At 71.2% G+C, this 18,150-nt stretch carries 18 protein-coding genes, 2 pseudogenes and 1 riboswitch; of the genes and pseudogenes, 11 read left to right on the forward strand and 9 right to left on the reverse strand.

The window, feature by feature from the left end; genetic code table 11:
- Positions 1-121: 121 nt before the first annotated feature.
- Genes ACFP2V_RS15390 through ACFP2V_RS15400 form a run of 3 tightly spaced genes read right to left on the reverse strand, consistent with a single transcriptional unit; the run spans position 122 to position 3,935 of the window.
- Entirely contained in the window at positions 122-2,368 is a 2,247-nt protein-coding gene (locus ACFP2V_RS15390) for a xanthine dehydrogenase family protein molybdopterin-binding subunit (RefSeq protein WP_381211563.1), read from the reverse strand.
- On the reverse strand, positions 2,365-3,399 hold the full coding sequence (locus ACFP2V_RS15395; RefSeq protein WP_381211566.1) for an FAD binding domain-containing protein: 1,035 nt from the start codon (positions 3,397-3,399) through the stop codon (positions 2,365-2,367). Before ACFP2V_RS15395 ends, ACFP2V_RS15390 begins: the two co-directional genes overlap by 4 nt.
- Before the next feature lie 11 nt (positions 3,400-3,410).
- Positions 3,411-3,935: a (2Fe-2S)-binding protein gene (locus ACFP2V_RS15400; RefSeq protein ID WP_381211569.1), complete on the reverse strand. Its 525-nt coding sequence runs from the start codon at positions 3,933-3,935 to the stop codon at positions 3,411-3,413.
- A gap of 133 nt (positions 3,936-4,068) precedes the next feature.
- Between ACFP2V_RS15400 and ACFP2V_RS15405 the strand changes: the two genes are divergently transcribed.
- A complete protein-coding gene (locus ACFP2V_RS15405; protein ID WP_381211829.1) occupies positions 4,069-4,530 on the forward strand; it encodes an antibiotic biosynthesis monooxygenase in 462 nt (153 codons plus the stop codon).
- A 145-nt stretch (positions 4,531-4,675) separates the two neighbouring features.
- On the opposite strand, the gene ACFP2V_RS15410 is transcribed toward ACFP2V_RS15405, so the two are convergent.
- On the reverse strand, positions 4,676-4,885 hold the full coding sequence (locus ACFP2V_RS15410; protein WP_381211571.1) for a hypothetical protein: 210 nt from the start codon (positions 4,883-4,885) through the stop codon (positions 4,676-4,678).
- 363 nt (positions 4,886-5,248) lie between these two features.
- Here ACFP2V_RS15410 and ACFP2V_RS15415 point away from each other — a divergent pair, with 363 nt between their 5' ends.
- From ACFP2V_RS15415 to ACFP2V_RS15440, 6 genes and pseudogenes are all read left to right on the forward strand, one after another.
- A complete protein-coding gene (locus tag ACFP2V_RS15415) occupies positions 5,249-6,295 on the forward strand; it encodes an extracellular catalytic domain type 2 short-chain-length polyhydroxyalkanoate depolymerase (protein WP_381211574.1) in 1,047 nt (348 codons plus the stop codon).
- Between the two features lie 430 nt (positions 6,296-6,725).
- Positions 6,726-7,337, forward strand: a complete 612-nt coding sequence (locus tag ACFP2V_RS15420; protein ID WP_381211577.1) for a hypothetical protein — start codon at positions 6,726-6,728, stop codon at positions 7,335-7,337.
- Positions 7,338-7,372: 35 nt separating this feature from the next.
- Positions 7,373-7,561: pseudogene (locus ACFP2V_RS15425) on the forward strand (hypothetical protein); the annotation flags it as partial.
- 86 nt (positions 7,562-7,647) lie between these two features.
- Entirely contained in the window at positions 7,648-8,106 is a 459-nt protein-coding gene (locus tag ACFP2V_RS15430; protein WP_381211580.1) for an SMI1/KNR4 family protein, read from the forward strand.
- 246 nt (positions 8,107-8,352) lie between these two features.
- Positions 8,353-8,715, forward strand: coding sequence for a transposase (locus ACFP2V_RS15435; protein ID WP_381211583.1), 363 nt, complete (start codon positions 8,353-8,355; stop codon positions 8,713-8,715).
- A gap of 200 nt (positions 8,716-8,915) precedes the next feature.
- Positions 8,916-9,349: pseudogene (locus ACFP2V_RS15440) on the forward strand (VOC family protein).
- 21 nt (positions 9,350-9,370) lie between these two features.
- Here the strand turns inward: ACFP2V_RS15440 and ACFP2V_RS15445 are convergent.
- The 5 genes from ACFP2V_RS15445 to ACFP2V_RS15465 are packed head-to-tail and all read right to left on the reverse strand — an operon-like array spanning position 9,371 to position 14,639.
- Positions 9,371-10,126, reverse strand: a complete 756-nt coding sequence (locus ACFP2V_RS15445; protein WP_381211586.1) for an ABC transporter ATP-binding protein — start codon at positions 10,124-10,126, stop codon at positions 9,371-9,373.
- The gene (locus ACFP2V_RS15450) at positions 10,119-11,108 is read right to left on the reverse strand and encodes an ABC transporter ATP-binding protein (RefSeq protein WP_381211589.1); all 990 of its coding nucleotides are present in this window, start codon (positions 11,106-11,108) and stop codon (positions 10,119-10,121) included. Before ACFP2V_RS15450 ends, ACFP2V_RS15445 begins: the two co-directional genes overlap by 8 nt.
- Positions 11,105-12,028, reverse strand: a complete 924-nt coding sequence (locus ACFP2V_RS15455; protein WP_381211592.1) for an ABC transporter permease — start codon at positions 12,026-12,028, stop codon at positions 11,105-11,107. The genes ACFP2V_RS15450 and ACFP2V_RS15455 overlap by 4 nt, the downstream gene beginning before the upstream one ends.
- A gap of 5 nt (positions 12,029-12,033) precedes the next feature.
- Positions 12,034-13,002 (reverse strand): ABC transporter permease, encoded by a 969-nt coding sequence (locus ACFP2V_RS15460; RefSeq protein WP_381211831.1) that lies wholly within the window; start codon positions 13,000-13,002, stop codon positions 12,034-12,036.
- A gap of 20 nt (positions 13,003-13,022) precedes the next feature.
- On the reverse strand, positions 13,023-14,639 hold the full coding sequence (locus tag ACFP2V_RS15465) for an ABC transporter substrate-binding protein (protein WP_381211595.1): 1,617 nt from the start codon (positions 14,637-14,639) through the stop codon (positions 13,023-13,025).
- A gap of 260 nt (positions 14,640-14,899) precedes the next feature.
- Positions 14,900-15,109, forward strand: a riboswitch (cobalamin riboswitch).
- A 30-nt stretch (positions 15,110-15,139) separates the two neighbouring features.
- On the opposite strand from ACFP2V_RS15465, the gene ACFP2V_RS15470 reads away from it, so the two are divergent.
- Genes ACFP2V_RS15470 through ACFP2V_RS15485 form a run of 4 tightly spaced genes read left to right on the forward strand, consistent with a single transcriptional unit; the run spans position 15,140 to position 17,927 of the window.
- On the forward strand, positions 15,140-15,910 hold the full coding sequence (locus tag ACFP2V_RS15470) for an energy-coupling factor ABC transporter permease (protein WP_381211598.1): 771 nt from the start codon (positions 15,140-15,142) through the stop codon (positions 15,908-15,910).
- Entirely contained in the window at positions 15,907-16,320 is a 414-nt protein-coding gene (locus ACFP2V_RS15475; protein ID WP_381211601.1) for an energy-coupling factor ABC transporter substrate-binding protein, read from the forward strand. Before ACFP2V_RS15470 ends, ACFP2V_RS15475 begins: the two co-directional genes overlap by 4 nt.
- Positions 16,321-16,326: 6 nt before the next feature.
- Positions 16,327-17,076 (forward strand): cobalt ECF transporter T component CbiQ, encoded by a 750-nt coding sequence (gene cbiQ, locus ACFP2V_RS15480; protein ID WP_381211605.1) that lies wholly within the window; start codon positions 16,327-16,329, stop codon positions 17,074-17,076.
- Positions 17,073-17,927 carry an energy-coupling factor ABC transporter ATP-binding protein gene (locus ACFP2V_RS15485; RefSeq protein WP_381211608.1) on the forward strand — a complete coding sequence of 285 codons (855 nt, stop codon included), beginning with the start codon at positions 17,073-17,075 and terminating at the stop codon, positions 17,925-17,927. The genes cbiQ and ACFP2V_RS15485 overlap by 4 nt, the downstream gene beginning before the upstream one ends.
- Positions 17,928-18,150: the final 223 nt, after the last annotated feature.

An 18,150-nucleotide genomic window follows, 5' to 3' on the forward strand; every position in this document is an offset into this window, starting at 1 on the left:
GGACGCCGTCGCTCGGCCGGGGGCCGACACCGACGTCGTCACGGCCTGCCCCGGGACGCCCGGCGGGACGGTCCGTATCCCTCGAAGGAGGTCCGCCGTCCCTCAAGGACACCCGCTGTCCTCAGAGGAGGTCCTCGATCGTGATCGGCAGCTTGCGCACCCGGCGCCCCGTGGCGTGATGCACGGCGTTGGCGATCGCCGCCGCCACACCGACCTGGCCGATCTCACCGACACCCTTCACACCCAACGGGTTGACGATGTCGTCCTCGACCTCGATGAGCTCGACGTCCACGTCCGGAGCGTCCGCATTGACGGCGACGAGGTACTCGGCGAGGCTCGAGTTGACCCAGCGGCCGGTGTCCGGCGCCATGTGGTTGGCTTCCAGCAGCGCCTGTCCCAACCCCCACAGCATGCCCCCCATCAACTGGCTGCGGGCCGTCTTGGCGTTGAGCACCCGGCCCGGCGCGAAGGCACCGGTCATGCGCCGCACCCGGACCAGGCCCAGTTCCGCGTCCACCGCGACCTCGGCGAACTGGGCGCCGAAGGTCATCATCCCGTAGGGGATGTCGTGGGCGGGCGGGTTCCACTGGCCCAGGGCTTCGGCGTCCGGCCGGAAGTTGCGCCGCAGCAGATCGGTGTACGCCTCGGACGCGGTCCCGGCGGTCATGACGCCGTCCCGTACCACCACGTCGACCGGGTCCGCGCCGTGCAGAGGTGAACCGGCGTCGGCCACCGCCTTGTTGATGAGCTGACCGCGCAGGGCGGTGGCGGCACTGTGCACGGCCGCGCTGATCATGCCGGCGCCCGCCGAACCCACCGCGGCGGCGATGTTGGGCAGGTCGGTGTCCCCGTTCTCGAAGCGGCAGCGCTCCACGCTCATGCCGAGTCCGTCGGCGGCGACCTGGGTCATGACCGTGGCGACGCCGGTGCCGAAATCGGGGGTGGCGGCCTGGACGACCGCCGTCCCGTCGGCGTAGAGACGCGCGCGGGCGCGCTGCGGGTTGGCGAGCGGAGGGACGGGATACGCCGCGGTGGCCATGCCGGTACCGATCAGCCAGTCGCCCTCACGGCGCATGGCCGGCCGGGGATCGCGGCCGGCCCAGCCGAACCGCCGGGCTCCGCGCTCATAGCACTCCCGCAGCCCGCTGCTGGACCAGGGGAAGCCCGACATGGCGTCGACGTCGGTGTGGTTGCGCAGCCGCAGTTCGACGGGATCCACGCCGAGTTCGTGGGCGAGTTCGTCCATCGCGCACTCGAGCGCGTGCATGCCGGTCGCCTCACCCGGCGCCCGCATGAACGTCGGGGTCATGGTGTCGGCCCGGAACAACCGGTAGACGCCCTCGTAGTGGGGGCACGCGTAGATCTGCGACGAAACGCCGACGGAGGGTTCGGCCCAGTCGTCGAAGTGGGAGGTCGGGGAGAGTTTGTGGTGCCGGACGGCGGTCAGCCGACCTTCGCGCGTCGCGCCGAGCGTCACGTGCTGCTCCTGCTCCTCCCGATGGCCGACGGAGGTGAACATCTGCTCCCGGGTGAGGGCGAGCTTGACGGGCCGGCCGACTTGGCGGGCCGCCATGGCGGCGAGCGCCGGGTGGGCGTGGATCATCGCCTTGCAGCCGAAGCTGCCACCGACGTAGTGACCGATGACCCGGATCCTCGACATCGGAACGCCGAGCAGCCGTGACACGGTCATCTGCGTGGCGTTGACTCCCTGGGTGGAGTCGTACAGCAGCAGGGTGTCACCGTCCCAGTGAGCCGTGGTGCCGGCCGGCTCGATCGGGTTGTGGTTGTTCGCCGCGTAGGTGTACGTCCCCTCCACCCGCACGTCCGCGTCCCGCAGTCCGGTCTCCACGTCGCCGCGCTCGATGCGCCCCGGTATCCACCCTCCGAAGATCCTCTCGGGCACGTACGCCCGGTCCCGGCCCTGGTCGAGGGTGGTGACCGGGGCGGTCTCCTCGTACGAGACACGCAGCAGGCGCGCCGCGTGCTGGGCGCGTTCCCAGGTGTCGGCGACGACGAGCGCGATCTGCTGGCCGGCGTAGTGGACGATGTCGTCCTGCATCGGGAAGTACGTCTGTCCGGGTGCCGCCGTGCCGGCGAGCGAGGGCACGAGCGGCGGCTGCTCCGCGATCCTCGGCAGGTTCTCGTGGGTGAGCACCGCCAGTACGCCTTCCTCGGCCGTTGCGGCACTCGCGTCGATCCCGGAGACCCGTCCGGCGGCGATGCGGGAGCCGACCACATGGGCGTATGCCATGTCCGGGAGGGGGATCTCGGCGGAGTAGCGCGCGCCCCCGGTGACCTTGGGGCGGCCGTCGACGCGGTCGAGGGGCCGTCCGATGGCGGGCGGTGTCGTCGTGGGCATGGTGGTCATGACGGGCTCCCGGCCCCGGGTCCGGGTCCGGGCTCGGACCCGTCTCCCGTTCCGTCGCTGAGCAGGTCGAGGACGCGGACGATCGCGCGCTGCGCGAGTTCGACCTTGAAGGCGTTCATGGGGGTCGGCCGGGCGTCGGCCATTTCGGCGCGGGCGGCCATGGCGAAGTTGTCCCGCCGGGCGCGCGCACCGATCAGGAAGTCCTCGGCCCGCCTGGCCCGCCAGGGCTTGGTGGCCACTCCGCCCAGCGCCATCCGTACGTCGGCGATCACCCCGTCCACGACGGAGAGCGCGGCCGCAACCGAGACGAGCGCGAACTCGTACGACGCACGGTCCCGGACCTTCAGGTAGTGGGAGTGCCGTGCGACGGGCGTGGCGGGCACCTCGATCCCGGTGATCAGTTCACCGTGCTCCAGGGGGTGCTCCCGGTGCGGGGAGTCACCGGGGAGGAGGAAGAAGTCGTCGATGGCGTAAGTGCGTTCGCCGTGCGGGCCCGCCGTGCGCACCTGGGCGTCCAGCGCGACAAGAGCCACGGCCACGTCCGAGGGGTGCGTGGCGATGCAGTGCTCGCTGGTGCCGAGCACCGCGTGACCCCGGCTGAAGCCCTCGATGGCCGAGCAACCGGTGCCGGGCTCACGCTTGTTGCAGGGGGACTCCGCGTCGCGGAAGTACGAACAGCGCACCCGCTGCAGCAGGTTGCCTCCCATGGACGCCATGTTGCGCAGCTGCGCGGACGCTCCCAGCTCCAGCGCCTGGGCGATCAGCGGAAAGCGCTCACGGACGACGGGGGCGGCGGCGACGTCGCTCATCCGGGCCAGCGCGCCGATACGCACCCCTCCCGCCGGAGTGCCCTCGACGTCGGTCAGCGGGAGATCGTTGATGTCGACGAGGCGGCGCGGGTTCAGCACGTTCTGCCGCAGCAGGTCCACCTCGGTGGTGCCGCCGGCGAGGAAGTCGCTGGTGGGGTCGGTACTCACGGCGGTGACGGCGGTCGCCGTGTCGGTCGCGCGGAAATAGGTGATGGGCCGCACTGAGTGCCTCCCTACATGCGGTCGCGGGCGACGCGTATCGCAGCCCGTATGTGGGGATAGGCGGCGCACCGGCAGATGTTGCCGCTCATCCACTCCTTGATCTCGTCGTCGTCCCCGGCGTGCCCCTCATTGACCAACGCCACGGCGGACATGATCTGGCCAGGAGTGCAATAGCCGCACTGAAAAGCGTCCTCGGCGATGAAAGCCTTTTGCATCTCGTGCAGTTCGCCGTCCTCGGACAGCCCTTCGACGGTCGTGATCTCGTGGCCCTCGCACGTCATGGCGAGAGTGAGGCAGGCCAGCGCTCGCCGCCCGTCGACCCACACGGTGCACGCCCCGCAGGTCCCCTGGTCACACCCCTTCTTGGCGCCCGTCAGGTGCAGATGCTCACGGAGCGCGTCGAGCAGGCTGACGCGTGGCTCGATGTCCAGAGTGTGCTCGGTGCCGTTCACCGACAATCTCACCCGGACCGGCCCGGGGCCTTGTTCCACCAGGGCTGCGCCTCGCTCGGTGAGGGCCGGGCCGCGTACGGACATGACACACCTCCCAAAGGACCACCTCTTCATTCTCATAGACACCCAAAAGCGTTGCAAACGTAAAATTTACGATATGAACCAGCGTGCGCCTGAAGCCCGAGAAGCGGTGACAGTGGTCTACACCTGAGAGGTGATGCCCGGCGGGGAGACCCCATTCGAGCAGTGGGCCCACGGGGTCGAGGCGGAGGCGGCCGCCTTCACGGGACACCGGGGTGTCACCTGGCTCCGACCCGAGGACGACAGCCACCACTACCACGCGGTCGTCCGCTTCGCGGACACCGAGAGCCTGGACCGCTGGATGACGTCACCCCAGCGAGCCGCCTGGCAGGACCGTGTCAAACCCTACGGCCACCCGGCTCACCCGAAGCTGACCACCACCGGCCTGGAGACCTGGTTCAACATCCCCAACGGCGCGGCCCGGCCGCCGGCGCGCTGGAAGATGTCACTGGTGACGAGCCTCGCCGTCTACCCCTTCGCGCTGCTCTACGACGGCCTGGGCGCGGAGTTCTTCCACACCTGGCCCTGGCGGCACGCACCCTCGTCTTCCCGATCGTCCTCGCGCCTCTCCTCACCTACGCGGTCATGCCGTTCATGAGCCGCCTGCTTCGACGGTGGCTGTACCAGGACCACCCGACATCCTGACCGGAACACACCCCCACGTCGTCCTGGGTCAGGTGCCCAGCTCACCGCTCCTCACGGCGGTCACGAACGAGGTCCAGCCCCCATGCGCGCGCGGGGGCTCATCGGCCGGCCTGCGTAACGCCGCTCGCGAGCCGCCCCAGGATGTCCAGAATCCCCTGACCGGCCGGGGTGGGCGCGATCAGGATCCCCAGCGCCAGGACAATGACGACGGTCAGCTTCTCGTCGAAGCGGCTGCGGGCCTCCGTACGCCGCCACAGCCGCCGGACGACGACAACTGCGAGCGGCACCGCCACGTTGATGGTCAGCAACCGTCCAGACCCCCCTCACCGTCCGGCCGGCACCGCATGGGGACGGCATTACGCCACCCCGGCCTTCTTGTTCAGCCGCGCCTCAGTGGTGTGGGAGGCGGACGCCGACGAATGACGCAAAGTGATCGAATCTGGCCGAATTGGGCCACCCCGGGTCGAATGGAGTGGTCTGCCTCAGGGCGGTTCAGTGAGCAGGCTTGCGCTTTTCGAGCCGGCCGTCAGGACCAGTGTCTTTGAGCCACTGTGATGCGCTGTTGGATGTGTGCCGCACACATCGCCAATGCTCTCGCGGCGCCCCTACTGTTCCGCTACCGCACGGACCGGCGTCTTGGCCGGACCGCAAGCTCCAGGGAGCAGGTGCACATGATGCGAGCCCGTCCACGCGTCTTCTGGTGGTCCCCCGCCTTGATCCTCTCTGTCCTGGTGGCCCTGCTGACGCCGGCAGGTACCGCCCAGGCCGCCACTCTCCACACGGTTCCCCCGGTGTCGGGCAGTCTCACCGGCCACAACGTATCCGGCGTGTACGTGTCCGGAATCTCCTCCGGGGGCTACATGGCCGGTCAGCTGCACGTCGCCTACTCGAAGAAGGTCAAAGGCGCGGCGATCTTCGGGGCGGGACCGTACTACTGCGCCCAGAACAACGTCTACCAGGCCCTGTACGGCTGTGGGGACACCATCTACCCCACCTATCTGAGCACTCTTACCTCGAGGGCCTCCACCTGGTCCTCCTACGGGTGGATCGACCCGGTCAGCAACCTGTCCGGCAGCCCCGTGTACCTCTACCAGGGCACGAACGACACCACGGTGAAGCCCTCGGTCGGCGATGCCGGGAAGGCCTTCTACCAGCACTTCGGCGCGAACGTGACCTACGACAACACCTCCGCGGCGGGGCATTCCTGGGTCACCCCGTACGGGCCCAACGGCTGCACCGCGAACAGCGCACCGTACATGAACGACTGCGGCACCGACCCCCAGAGAGCGCTGCTGCAGAAGCTTTTCGGCTCGGTCTCCTCCCCCAACACCGGGCCGCTGACGGGCAAGCTCATCAAGTTCGGGCAGAGCACCCACGCCGTCAACGGACTGGCGAGCACCCTGAGCATGGGCAGTTCCGGGTTCGCCTATGTTCCCAAGTCCTGTGACTCGGGATCGAGTTGCCGCTTGATGGTTTCCCTGCACGGCTGCAAGCAGGGGTACGACAAGATCGGTACGACCTTCGTCGACCGCGCCAACCTCAACCAGTACGCCGACAACAACAAGATGATCGTCCTGTACCCGCAGGCCACGTCGTCCTATGTGAACCCCAACGGGTGCTGGGACTGGTGGGGTTACCTCGGTGCCACCAACTATCCCATCCAGGGCGGCGCCCAGGTCGAGACCATCATGAACATGGTCACCGCACTCGGCGGGTGAGGCCCACGCGCCGGGGTGGGCCACTACCGCAGGACCACCCCGGCGTGCTTCACCCTCGCCGCGACCGTCACCACTGCGAGCCTTCCCCGAAGCAGGGCCGCGAGTCGGAGGCTTACGCCTGGGGGGCCGCATCTCCGGGACTGAGCAGGAGTTCGCGGAGCAGGTGGTCGAGGGTTTCGCATTCTTCCGGCTGGAGGCCGCCGAGCAGACGGCGCTCGGTGCAGCTCCGCCTCCACGTGCCCCTGCTCCTCGGCGCTCTCGGGGAACGCGAACCCGAGCCGGCGGTGGAAGGCGACGGACGCGGCCGTGTCGGAGACGACCAGCCCGATGGCGTCGAACCGTGCACTCACCAGGCCACCGTAGGGCCGCTTCGCCGGCCGCTTCTTGAAGGAAACGGACGCCGGCGACCGGCGTCCGGTTGGATGGGCACATGATCCGTACCGTGCGCCCACTGCTGCCGCTGCTGCTCGCTCCTCTGCTGCTCACCGCCTGCGGCAGTGAACCGGGACAGACGCGGGCCACCGACGCCCCCGCCGCCGAACTCGTCACCCGTGCCAAGGCGTTGGGCATCGCCCCGGAGCTCGTCTACGTCACCGAGGCGCCCGGCTTCGCGCTCGCCCGGCAGTCCGTCGGGGTGTACGGCGGGGACGGTTTCTCCGCCACGTATGTCTCGCGGCAGGAGGGCGGGCAGCTGCGGCTGTACGTCGACCGGGGCACGATGTCCGCCTCCGACTGTGCCAAGGGGCAGCAGATGTGCGAGTTGGACGAGGAGGGAGTCTGGTACCGCTCCGGACAGGGGACACACGAGTACGCCGTGGTGAAGAAGGGCCACGTCGTACGGCTCGAGGGCGATGCGGGCGTCTCCCGCGACGTCCTGCGCGAGGCGGCGCGGGACGCCCGCCGGCCGTCCGGTGAGGAGGCCGCCGAGCTGCTGCCGTCCGCGCCCGCCGGCGGCGCGGCGCCGTCCGAACCCGTCGAGCGCGGCGATCTGCCGCCGGCCGGGGACGGGGCGCCCCGCAACGACGTGGACGCGGGCGGCTGAGGGGAGGGCGGGCCGGTCGGCACAGGCTCGGGCGCATGTCGGCCACCCCACTCCTCGTCTGCACCCGCACCACCGGCTACCGGCTACCGGCTACCGGCTACCGGCTACCGGCTACCGGCTACCGGCACGAGTCCATCCCGGCCGGCGTCGCCGCCCTGCGCGCCCTCGGCGGTTTCGACATCGACGCCACCGAGGACCCCGCCGCCTTCGAGGAGCCGCTGGACGGCCGGAAGGAATTTCCGCGTGTCCCACCCCGCTGTCTCCCACCTGCGTGAGGTGCTTTTTGCCGCCCGTCTCCGGTGGTGCCGCGGTGGACTGGGCGGAGAGCGAGCGGACGGCGGGCCTGGTGTTCCCGGCCGACTACCGCGAGTTCGTGGAGACGTACGACGGCGGCGAGATCGACGCGTACCTGTCCGTCAGCACGCCACCGGCCCCCGGCTCGCCGTGCGGGGATCTGCTGGACGGGGTCGATTCCGCCCCCGGGTACCTCGAAGAGTCGGGCACCCTCTTGTCGGCAGGCACACTGCCGCCTTCGCTGCCCTTCGCGCACCTGGGACACGGCGATGTCGCGTTCTCGCTGTGCGAGGACACCCCCGGCGACTGGCGGGTGGCCGTCCTCCAGAGACAGGTGGCGTACGGGGCGAGCCCTTGGGTCGTGTTCGACGGCGGTATGGCGTCGTTCTGCGTGGCAGTGCTGACCGGCGAGGCGAGCCCGCTCGGCGCCCGCCTCTCGGAGGAGGACCGACATGAGTTCGTGGGCCGGCGGTAAAGGCCGCAGTCCACACCGGGCTCAGAGGGCCCTCGCCCTCCGGGCATTCAGCACGTGTGTCACGAACGTCCCGGAGAACAGCACGACCGGGGCCCTGCCTCATCGGGCATCCTCATCGGGCATCGTGGGACACGCCCCTCGACCGCCCGGCCGGGAGGCACATACCCCTCTGAAAAGTGGGAGCATCTCGGCCTCCGGTGTCCGCATACCGCTTATTTGAGTGCGCGAGTGGCATTCACCTGCCGAATGCTCACGCTTCCAGCAGACATGGGTGTCAGGAGCCTCCGGGAGATCGTGCCCCACCGGCTGCTGAAGGCGCCGATCGTCCTGGTCTGGGACCGGTTGGGCACCCATGCCTCGAAGGCGATGCGGCACCTGGTGGCGGACCGCTCGTGGCTGACGGTCTTCCTGCTGCCGGCGTATGCGCCGGAGTTGAACCCGGTGGAGGGCGTGTGGTCGCAGTGCAAGCGCAGTCTGGCCAATCTCACCGCCGGTACGGTCGACCGGCTGGAAACCCTGGTCCGCAACCGGCTCAAGAGCCTGCAGTACCGGCCTGCGACACTCGACGGCTTCATGGCCGAGACCGAACTCGGCCTGCCGCCGCCCTGACCTCAAAGCGCCGAAGTCAGCAGCGGGGGTGGGGCCGGGCTCCGAACAGACATCGAAGGGGACGACGGAGGCGGGCATGGGCTCGGTCGGCGGGGAACGTCCGGCTGGGCAAGGCTGTGGCCGACCGGTCACGGCGTATCAGCCGCCGTCCCTCCTCCGCCTCGGCCTCGACTGTCAGAGGTGCGCAGTACGGTCCTGCCATGGCGGCCAGAATCGATCTGACCCTTGGTTGCGCAGACGCGAAGCTCCTCGCCGAGTTCTGGAAGACGGCCCTGGGGTATGTGGACGAGCCGCCGCCCGCTCCTTTCAGAACCCGCGAGGAGTGGCTCGCCAGTTCGGCCTTCCGGAGGACGACTCCGCGGACGACGGCGCGTGGCTCTGCGATCCTGACGGCGTCGGGCCCCGGCTCTGCATCCTCAAGGTCCCTGAGCCGAAGACCGCGAAGAACCGACTCCATATCGACGTCCGGGTGCCGGGACACGGCAGCCACGATGAGCGGTGGGCGCGGACCAGGGCGGAGTCCGAGCGGCTGGTGAAGGCGGGCGGGAGCGTCCTGGAGGAATGTGACGAGCGCCATATTGTGATGGCCGACCCGGAGGGCAATGAGTTCTGCGTTGCCGCGGCCTCGGCTTGAGATTGACCGGCATGATCCCGTTCATCGCCCAGTAGTCGCTTCGAGCGGCCGAGGGCGGCCAGACCGTTTGCTCGTTGGCCGACCGTCCTGGCTGCTCTCCCTGTCTGCTTGGTTCTTCGCCGGTGTCGCCACCGTGTCCCAGTGGACCGTGCGATCGCACCAGCGGTCGAGCAGCGTCCGGTCGTGGCCCACGGCGAGCAGGCTCGCGCCCGTTGCCGTGCGGTAGTCCTCGACGACCGTGACCAGCGCGGCCGTGGTCGACGCGTCGAGCATCGCGGTCATCTCGTCGCAGATCAGCCAGCGGGGGCGCAGGACCAACGCGCGGGCGAGGCAGGCGCGTTGGAGTTGGCCGTCGCTGACCTCGTGGGGGCGGCGGGTGAGCAGGTCGGGGGTGAGGCCCACGGTGCCGGCCAGTTCGGCCACGCGGGCGGGGGCCTCGCCCCGGCGGCCCGTGGCGCGCAGGGGTTCGGCGATCAGGTCGGTGAGGGTCAGGCGGGGGTCGGCGGAGAGGCGGGGCTGCTGGAAGACGACGCCGAAGGCGGTGCGGAGCGGGCGGGGGGCGCGGTGGCGCCAGTGGCGTACGGGGGCGCCGTCCAGGAGCAGGGTGCCGGCGTCGGGGCGGTGGAGCAGGGCGGCGACGCGGGCCAGGGTGGACTTGCCGCAGCCGCTGGGGCCGAGCAGGCCGACGGCCTCGCCGGGGGCGACGGTGAGGGAGGCGTCCCGGACGACGGGGGCCCGGCGGTCGTAGCCGGCGGTGATGGCGCGCAGTTCAAGCACGGACGTCCTCCGGGACGGGGGCGAGGGGCTGGGCCTGGACCGGGTGGTGGCAGGCGACCGTGTCCGTCAGGGGCGGGAGCGTTGCGCACGTGGCGGTGGCCCGGTCGCAGCGGGGGGCGAAGGCGCAGCCTTCGGGGAGCGTGCCCAGTTCGGGGGGCATGCCGGGGATCGGGGTGAAGGCGCGGTCGGGGAGGGCGTTCAGAAGGCCTCGGCTGTAGGGGTGGCGCGGGCCCGGGGTGCCGAAGAAGGCGTCGGCGTCGGCGAGTTCGACGATGCGGCCCGCGTACATGACGGCGACCCGGTCGGCGATGCGTTCGGCTGCCGCCAGGTCGTGGGTGATGATCAGGAGGGCTCGGTCGCCGGCGGCGTCGACGTGCCGGCGCAGTTCGTCGACCGTGTGGTCGACCAGGTCGCGGTCGAGGCCGGTGGTGGGTTCGTCGGCGAGCAGCAGGGGTGCGTCGCCGATCAGGGCGAGGGCGGTGGCGGCGCGCTGGGCGAGGCCGCCGGAGAGTTCGTGCGGGTAGCGGTCGAGGTGGTCCGCGGGGAAGGCGGCGCGGGCGGCGGCCTTTTCGGCGGCGGCGCGCAGGGACGCGCGGCCGCGCACGCCGGTGAGTGCGGCGACCGTCTCCTCCGTCTGGGAGCGGATGGTGCGGACGGGGGTGAGGTGGGCGGCCGGGCTCTGTGGGATGAGGCCGATGCGCCGGCCGCGTACGGTGCGGGCGAGGGTGCGTTCGTCGGCGGCCAGCAGGTCGAGGTCGCCGAGGTGGGCGCTGCCGGCGGTCTGCGCGTTGGCGGGGAGCAGGCCGAGCAGGGCGGAGGCGAGGACGGACTTGCCGCAGCCGCTCTCGCCGATCAGGGCGAGGCATTCGCCGGGCGCCACGTCGAAGTGCGCGTCGGTGACGGCGGCGATGCGTCCCTGGTCCGGCACCAGGAAGCGCACCGACAGTCCGCGGACCGACAGCACGGGTGGGGGCTGGGTCATAGCGTCAGCTCCGATCGGCGGCGGGGGTTGATCCGCTCCCGCCACACTCCGGCGAGCCCGGCGATGGCGAGGGTGGGGATGATCAGGAACAGGCCCGGGAAGAGCGTCGGCCACCATTGCCCGGCGAGGAGCGTGCCGCGGGCGCCCTGGATGAGGGTGCCGAGGCTGGCGGTGTGGGTGGGGAGGCCGAGGCCGAGGAAGGACAGCGCCGATTCGTGCCACATGGCGTGCGGGATCATCAGCACGGCGGCCAGTCCCGCCTGCGGCAGTACGCCGGGCAGCAGGTGCCGTAGCACCACCCGCCACCGGGACGCGCCGCCGGAGACGGCCGCGTCGATGTACGGGCGGGAGCGCAGGGAGAGGACCTCGGCGCGGACGATCCGGGCGGTGGACAGCCAGTGGGTGGCGGCCACCGACACCACCACCGGCCAGACGCCCGGCCGGAACATGGCCACGATGAAGATGCCGAGCAGCAGGTGCGGGACGGAGGAGATGGTGTCGACCAGGCGCATGACGAGGCGGTCGACCCAGCCGCCGAGCGCTCCGGCGGTGGCTCCGACAGCGGTGCCGATCACGGTGGCGGTGAGCGCCGCCACGACCCCGACCAGCAGGGAGACCCGCAGGCCGTAGACGCAGCGCAGCAGCAGGTCGCGGCCGACGTCGTCGGTGCCGAAGGGGTGGGCCCAGCTGGGTGGGAGGAGCTTCGAGGCGAGGTCGACGGCCTGTTGGTCGAGCTGGACCAGCGGTGGGACGAGCAGGACCGCGAGGGCGGTGACGGCGACCAGGGTGGCGGAGACGCGCAGCCGCAGGGTGTGGGTGGAACGGCGGGCGGGACCGCGCGAGCGCCAGTCGGCGGCCGGGGCTGCGGACCCGGTCGTGTTCGCCTTCTCCAGTGTGGTGTCAGCTGTGGTGTCAGCCATCGGAATCACATCTCACTGAGCTTCACCCTCGGGTCGGTCAGTCCGTACAGGAGGTCCGCCAGGAGGTTTCCGGCGAGGACGGCGGCGGTGGCGAGGGTCGTCAGCGCGGCCAGGAGCGGGAAGTCGACGGCGGTTGCCGCCTCGACGGTGGCGGCGGCGATGCCCGGCCAGCTGAAGACGGTCTCCACCAGCAGGGCGCCGGTGATGAGTTCGGGCACGCGGGAGCCGATGAGGGTGAGGACGGGCAGGAGTCCGGAGCGCAGGGCGTGGCCGAGGAGCACGGTGCGTTCGCCGAGGCCGCGGGCGCGGGCGCCGCGTACCGGGTCCTCGGCGAGCGCGTCGCCGACGCCCTGACGGACGTACAGCGTGAACCAGGGCAGTTGGGAGACGGCGAGGACGCCGGCGGGGAGGATCAGGTGGCGTGCGACCTGTCCGGCGGTGACCTGGTCGCTGCCGGTGTCGGTGAGGCCGCCGGCCGGGAGGACGTCCAGTTGGAGGGCGAAGAGCCAGACGGCGAGCAGGGCGATCCAGAAGACCGGCGCGGCCTCCAGGGAGTACGCGAGGGAGGTGACCGTACGGTCGAGGAGTGAGCCGGGGCGGCGGGCGGCGAGCACGCCGAGCAGGGTGCCGAGGAGGACGGCGACGGCGAACGCGACGGCGCACAGCAGCGTGGACCACACGATCCGTTCGCCGATCGCGTCGGCGACCGGTTGCCGCAGCACGCTGGACTGGCCGAGGTCGCCGGTGACGGCGGAGGTCAGCCACTCCCACCAGCGGGCGGCGAAGGGGCGGTCCACGCCGAGGTTGTCCCGGAGCCGGTCCAGGGTCTCCTGGTCGGCGCCGAGGGCGGCGGTGCCGGCGTAGGCCTTGACGGGGTCGAAGGGGGAGGCGGCGGCGATGGCGAACACGCCGAAGGTGACGACGAGGAGGACGGGTACGGCGAGCAGGGCCCGCCGTGCCACGAGGCGGGCCATCGCTCCCCAGGGCGGGGCGGTCACTTCTTCGGCTTCTTCGGCTGCCAGTCCTCGGCGTTCCACCAGGGGCCGCTGGCGAAGCCGTGCTCGTGCGGCTCGACCTGGGTGGTCAGGCCCTCCCAGCGGTCGGCGAGGACGTAGAGGTGGTCGATGTGGGTGAGGAAGGTGTAGCCGGGGTTTTTCACGAGCTCGCGCTGGAGGTCGTCGTAGGCGGCCTTGCGGTCCTCGGGGTCCTGGCTGCGGCGGCCGGCCTCGAGGGCTTTGTCGACGGCGGGGTTGTCGTAGCGGGGCATGTTGTTGAAGCCGTCGCCGGCGAGGGAGGAGTGCAGCAGGGTGTAGAGGCCGAAGTCGGGGTCGCCGGTGCTGCCGAAGCCGGCGAGTACGGCGTCCTTGCCCATCCGGGGTTCGATGACCTCCCAGGTGGCACCCTCGACCTTGACGTCGATGCCGGCCTTCTTGGCGTCGGAGGCGTAGGCGAGGGCGTGGTCCTGGCGGACCTTGTCGCCCGAGGGGTAGAAGAGGGTGAACGTGGCCCGGACACCGCCCTTGGCACGGATGCCGTCCTTGCCGGCCTTCCAGCCGTCCCGGTCGAGGACCTTCTTGGCCTCGGCGAGGTCCTGGGGGCGTTCGATGTCCTTGGTGTACCAGGGGTCGTCGAGGGGCAGCGGCCCGTAGGCGGGGCGGCCGGCTCCGTCGAGGATCTTGTCGACCATGGCCTGGCGGTCCACGGCGAGGTCGAGGGCGCGGCGGATCGCGGTGTCGCCGGTGACCTTGTTCGCGGTGGGGAGGGTGACGGCGCGGAAGTCGTAGGTGGTGGCCTGGTACGTCGTGCGGCCGTCGTCGTTCTCGAAGGTGGCGGCGAGGTTGGGCGGGAGGGTCGCGCCGTCGAGGTCGCCGGAGCGCAGGCGGGTGGCGCGGACGTCGTCGTCGGCGATGACCGCCATGGTGATCTTCTTCACCTCGGGGGCGCCGCCCCAGTAGTCCGGGTTCGCCTTGAAGGTGAGCTTCTCGCCCTTGCTCCAACCGGTGAGGACGTAGGGTCCGGTGCCGATCGGCTCGGTGTTGAAGGCGCCGGTGTTGGGGTCCTGCTCGCCGGCGATGTGCTCGGGGACGATGGGCAGGACGGTGCGGGCGGCGAAGGCCGCGTACGGGTACTTGAGGGTGAAGACGACCTTGTCGTCGCCGTCCGCGCGAACCTTTTCGACGGCGTCCAGTTCGCTCTTGGCGGTGTTGTTGGTCTTGTCGTCGAGCACCGTTTCGTACGTGTAGACGACGTCCTCGGCGGTGAGGGGTTCGCCGTCGCTGAACGTCACGCCGGAGCGGAGGGTGTAGGTGTAGGTGCGGCCGTCGTCGCCGATCTCGGGCAGGGCCTTCGCCAGGGCGGGCTTCAGTTTCAGGTCGGCGTCCCGGGCGAGCAGCCCGTCGAAGATCTTGGAGTTGCCGTCCTTGCCGTAGCCGAGCAGGGGGCTCAGGGTGTCGGGTTCGGAGGGGACCCCGATCACCACGGACTCGGCGGACCCGCCGCCGCCCGCGGCGGTGCCCGAACCGCCGGTGGGTGCCGAGCAGGCGGCGACCACCGCGAGCGCGGCGGCCGTGGTGGCCGCGCCGGTGGTACGCCGTATTCGTCGGGTCGTCATCGAACCTCACACCTCTACTGACCGGAATTCGTTGTTGCATACTAATTGCAGCAAGGTTCTGCCCAGGGCCCCGGTCCCTCATGCCGACGTCTCGACGAAACAGTGGCCGCCCGGGCAGGCGGCGAGGGGGCGGCCGATGTGCCACCTGTGCACATCCACGCCCACCCGCTGTCAGGGCCGCAGGTGCGCGCGGGGGCATGAGCTGCGGACCGCCGTCCGCGCGCCCCCCGTACCCGCTTGTCACCAGGCCGGATCCGGGTCTACTGTCACCACGCCTTGGTGAACGGGAAATCCGGTGCGATACCGGTGCGGCCCTCGCCACTGTGATCGGGAAGTCCGGCTCCGGCCCCTGGTCCTGTCCCCCCGACAGGACCGACGGGCAGCCACTGGGTCCACCTGGGACCCGGGAAGGCGGAGTTCGGGCGGTGGTACCCGTCAGCCAGGAGACCGGCCAAGGCGCGTCAACCATCCACGAGGTGCTGGAGAGGGTCTGCTGAGCCATGCACATTGCCGAGGGTTTTCTGCCACCGGTGCACGCGGTCGCCTGGGGCGCCGCGGCGGCGCCGTTCGTCGTCCACGGAGCCCGGTCGCTCATCCGTGAAGTCAAGGAACATCCCGAGAGCACGCTGCTGCTCGGCGCCTCGGGAGCGTTCACCTTCGTCCTGTCCGCGCTGAAACTTCCATCGGTGACGGGGAGTTGCTCCCACCCCACCGGTACCGGGCTGGGCGCCATCCTGTTCCGGCCGCCGATCATGGCGGTGCTGGGCACCATCACCCTGCTGTTCCAGGCCCTGTTGCTGGCCCACGGCGGGCTGACCACGCTGGGCGCCAACGTCTTCTCGATGGCGATCGTCGGACCGTGGGCGGGGTACGGCGTGTACCGGCTGGCGCGGCGGTACGGGGCGCCGCTGATGGCCGCGGTGTTCTGCGGCGCGTTCGTCGCCGACCTGTCCACGTACTGCGTCACCAGCGTGCAGCTGGCGCTCGCCTTCCCCGACCCGGGGAGCGGGTTCCTTGGCGGGCTCGGCAAGTTCGGCTCCATCTTCGCCGTCACGCAGATCCCGCTCGCGGTGAGCGAAGGGCTGCTGACCGTCCTGGTGATGCGCCTGCTGGTGCAGTCCAGCAAGGGCGAACTGACCCGTCTCGGCGTGCTGTTGACCGGTAAGCGAGCGGCAACGGGAACGACGGCGACGGAAACGGAGCCAGAGCCGGAGACGAAGCAGACGGCGGGCACGACGGGGACGACCGGTACCGGGACGGTGGCTCGATGACCAGGAACGCGAAGATCAACGCCCTGCTGCTGCTCGCCGTGGCCGCGCTCGCGGTGCTGCCACTGGCGCTCGGGCTCGGCGACCACAAGGAGGAGCCGTTCGCCGGGGCGGACGGCGAGGCGGAGACCGCCATCACCGAGCTCGAACCGGACTACGAGCCGTGGTTCTCCCCGTTGTACGAACCTCCGTCCGGTGAGATCGAGTCGGGGCTCTTCGCCCTCCAGGCCGCCGCCGGTGCGGGGGTCCTGGCGTACTACTTCGGAGTGCGGCGCGGGCGTCGACAGGGTGAGGAACGGGCACGGCGGCAGCAGCCGGTGCCCGGTAACGGACCGGATGCCGGACCGGACACCAGCCCGGATGCCGAGTCGGGCCGCCCCGACGAGGCGCTCTCCCCCGGTCCCCGGGCCTGATCGCGCGTGCTGTCGATCGACGCGGCGGCGCACAGCAGTCGCTGGCGCCGCCGCCATCCCGTGGACAAGGCCGTGCTCGGGCTGGGGCTCACCGTGCTCGCGGTCTCCCTGCCTCCTTGGCCGGGCGCGGCCCTGGTGCTGGTGACCGCGCTCGTGGCGTTGCTGGGCCCGGCGGGGGTGCCGGGCCGGCGGCTGTGGCGTGCCTACCGGGTGCCGCTGGGCTTCTGCGTCACCGGGGCGCTCACGCTGCTGGTGCAGGTGGGCGGGCCGGACGGGTTCGTTTCCCCGGCACCCGAAGGGCCGCTGCGCGCGGGTGAGTTGCTGCTGCGTACCTCGGCGGCTTCCCTCGGGGTGCTGCTGTTCGCCTTCACCACGCCGATGTCGGACCTGCTGCCGCGTCTGGTGCGGGCCGGGGTGCCCGCACCGCTGGTGGACGTGGCCCTGGTGATGTACCGCATGAGTTTTCTGCTGCTCGACTCGGTGCGCCGGATCGGCCAGGCGCAGGCGGCCCGGCTCGGGCACACCACCCGGGCGGCGTCCTGGCGTTCGCTGGGCGGTCTCGGGGCGACGGCGTTCGTCCGGTCCTTCGACCGGGCGGCGCGGCTGCAGGCGGGGCTCGCCGGGCGCGGTTACGACGGCACGCTGCGCGTCCTGGTGCCCGAGGCGCGTGTCTCCGTACGGTTCACGGCCGTGAGCCTGTTGCTTCTCGCGGCGTTGGCCGCCGTCGCCCTCGTCCTGGAAAGGCCTCTGTCGTGAACGGGTCCGCGCCGAACGAATCCGCCCTGGTCGCCCTGCGGGACGCGTCCTTCGCCTACGAGGACGGCCCGGCCGTGCTCACCGGCCTCGACTTCGAGGTGCGGGAGGGACGCGCGCTCGCGTTGCTGGGCCGCAACGGCAGCGGCAAGACCACGCTGATGCGGCTGCTGAGCGGTGGACTACGGCCGAGCGGGGGCGAGTTGACCGTGGCGGGCCGGCCGGTCCGCTACGACCGCAAGGGGCTGACCCGGCTGCGGACGACGGTGCAGCTGGTGGTGCAGGACCCGGACGACCAGTTGTTCGCGGCGTCCGTGGGCCAGGACGTGTCGTTCGGGCCGCTGAACCTCGGGCTGTCCGACACGGAGGTACGGGCGCGGGTGGCGGAGGCGCTGGCCGCGCTCGACATCACCGCCCTCGCCGAACGGCCCACGCATCTGCTGTCCTACGGGCAGCGCAAGCGGACCGCGATCGCGGGAGCGGTGGCGATGCGGCCGCGCGTCCTGATCCTGGACGAGCCGACCGCGGGCCTCGACCCGGACGGTCAGGAACGGCTGCTCGCCACCCTCGCCGGGCTGCGCGAGCGGGGCACCACGGTCGTCATGGCCACCCACGACGTGGACCTCGCCCTGCGCTGGGCGGACGACGCCGCGCTGCTCACGCCGTCCGGGGTGCATACCGGGCCGGTCGCCGGGATGCTGGCCCGCAGCGAGCTCCTTCAGGCGGCCGGCCTACGGCTTCCATGGGGCATCGCGGCCGCGCGCCTGCTGCGTGCGTGGGGACTGTCGGCCGACATGGCCACCGTCCCCCTCACCCCGGAGGAACTGGCGGCAGTGGCCTCGACCGGCCTGTGACGTGCTCCATCCGCCAAAAACCGGCGGGCGGCGCGGGTGAGGGCCGACCCGACGGCGGCGACGCGGTCGAGAAAGTCGCCGGGCTGCACCGCAAAGTACGCCGCCGGCGCACCGACCACGCCCACCAGACCGCGCTCGCGATGGTCCGCGACTACGACGTGATCGCACACGAGCGCCTGGGCATCGCGAACATGGTCCGTTCCCCCATGAACCGCCCCGGGTT

The organism is Streptomyces incanus, from assembly GCF_042656345.1.
Taxonomy (GTDB): Bacteria; Actinomycetota; Actinomycetes; order Streptomycetales; family Streptomycetaceae; genus Streptomyces; species Streptomyces incanus.

What these genes read in the sequence shown, in the direction of transcription:
- ACFP2V_RS15470 (WP_381211598.1), top strand. Translation starts at nt 15,140, where the DNA reads ATGCACATTGCCGAGGGTTTTCTGCCACCGGTGCACGCGGTCGCCTGG.
- ACFP2V_RS15420 (WP_381211577.1), top strand. Translation starts at nt 6,726, where the DNA reads ATGATCCGTACCGTGCGCCCACTGCTGCCGCTGCTGCTCGCTCCTCTG.
- ACFP2V_RS15435 (WP_381211583.1), top strand. Translation starts at nt 8,353, where the DNA reads ATGCTCACGCTTCCAGCAGACATGGGTGTCAGGAGCCTCCGGGAGATC.
- ACFP2V_RS15405 (WP_381211829.1), top strand. Translation starts at nt 4,069, where the DNA reads ATGCCCGGCGGGGAGACCCCATTCGAGCAGTGGGCCCACGGGGTCGAG.
- ACFP2V_RS15460 (WP_381211831.1), bottom strand. Translation starts at nt 13,002, where the DNA reads ATGGCCCGCCTCGTGGCACGGCGGGCCCTGCTCGCCGTACCCGTCCTC.
- ACFP2V_RS15415 (WP_381211574.1), top strand. Translation starts at nt 5,249, where the DNA reads ATGATGCGAGCCCGTCCACGCGTCTTCTGGTGGTCCCCCGCCTTGATC.
- ACFP2V_RS15475 (WP_381211601.1), top strand. Translation starts at nt 15,907, where the DNA reads ATGACCAGGAACGCGAAGATCAACGCCCTGCTGCTGCTCGCCGTGGCC.
- ACFP2V_RS15450 (WP_381211589.1), bottom strand. Translation starts at nt 11,108, where the DNA reads ATGACCCAGCCCCCACCCGTGCTGTCGGTCCGCGGACTGTCGGTGCGC.
- ACFP2V_RS15465 (WP_381211595.1), bottom strand. Translation starts at nt 14,639, where the DNA reads ATGACGACCCGACGAATACGGCGTACCACCGGCGCGGCCACCACGGCC.
- ACFP2V_RS15400 (WP_381211569.1), bottom strand. Translation starts at nt 3,935, where the DNA reads ATGTCCGTACGCGGCCCGGCCCTCACCGAGCGAGGCGCAGCCCTGGTG.
- ACFP2V_RS15455 (WP_381211592.1), bottom strand. Translation starts at nt 12,028, where the DNA reads ATGGCTGACACCACAGCTGACACCACACTGGAGAAGGCGAACACGACC.
- ACFP2V_RS15390 (WP_381211563.1), bottom strand. Translation starts at nt 2,368, where the DNA reads ATGACCACCATGCCCACGACGACACCGCCCGCCATCGGACGGCCCCTC.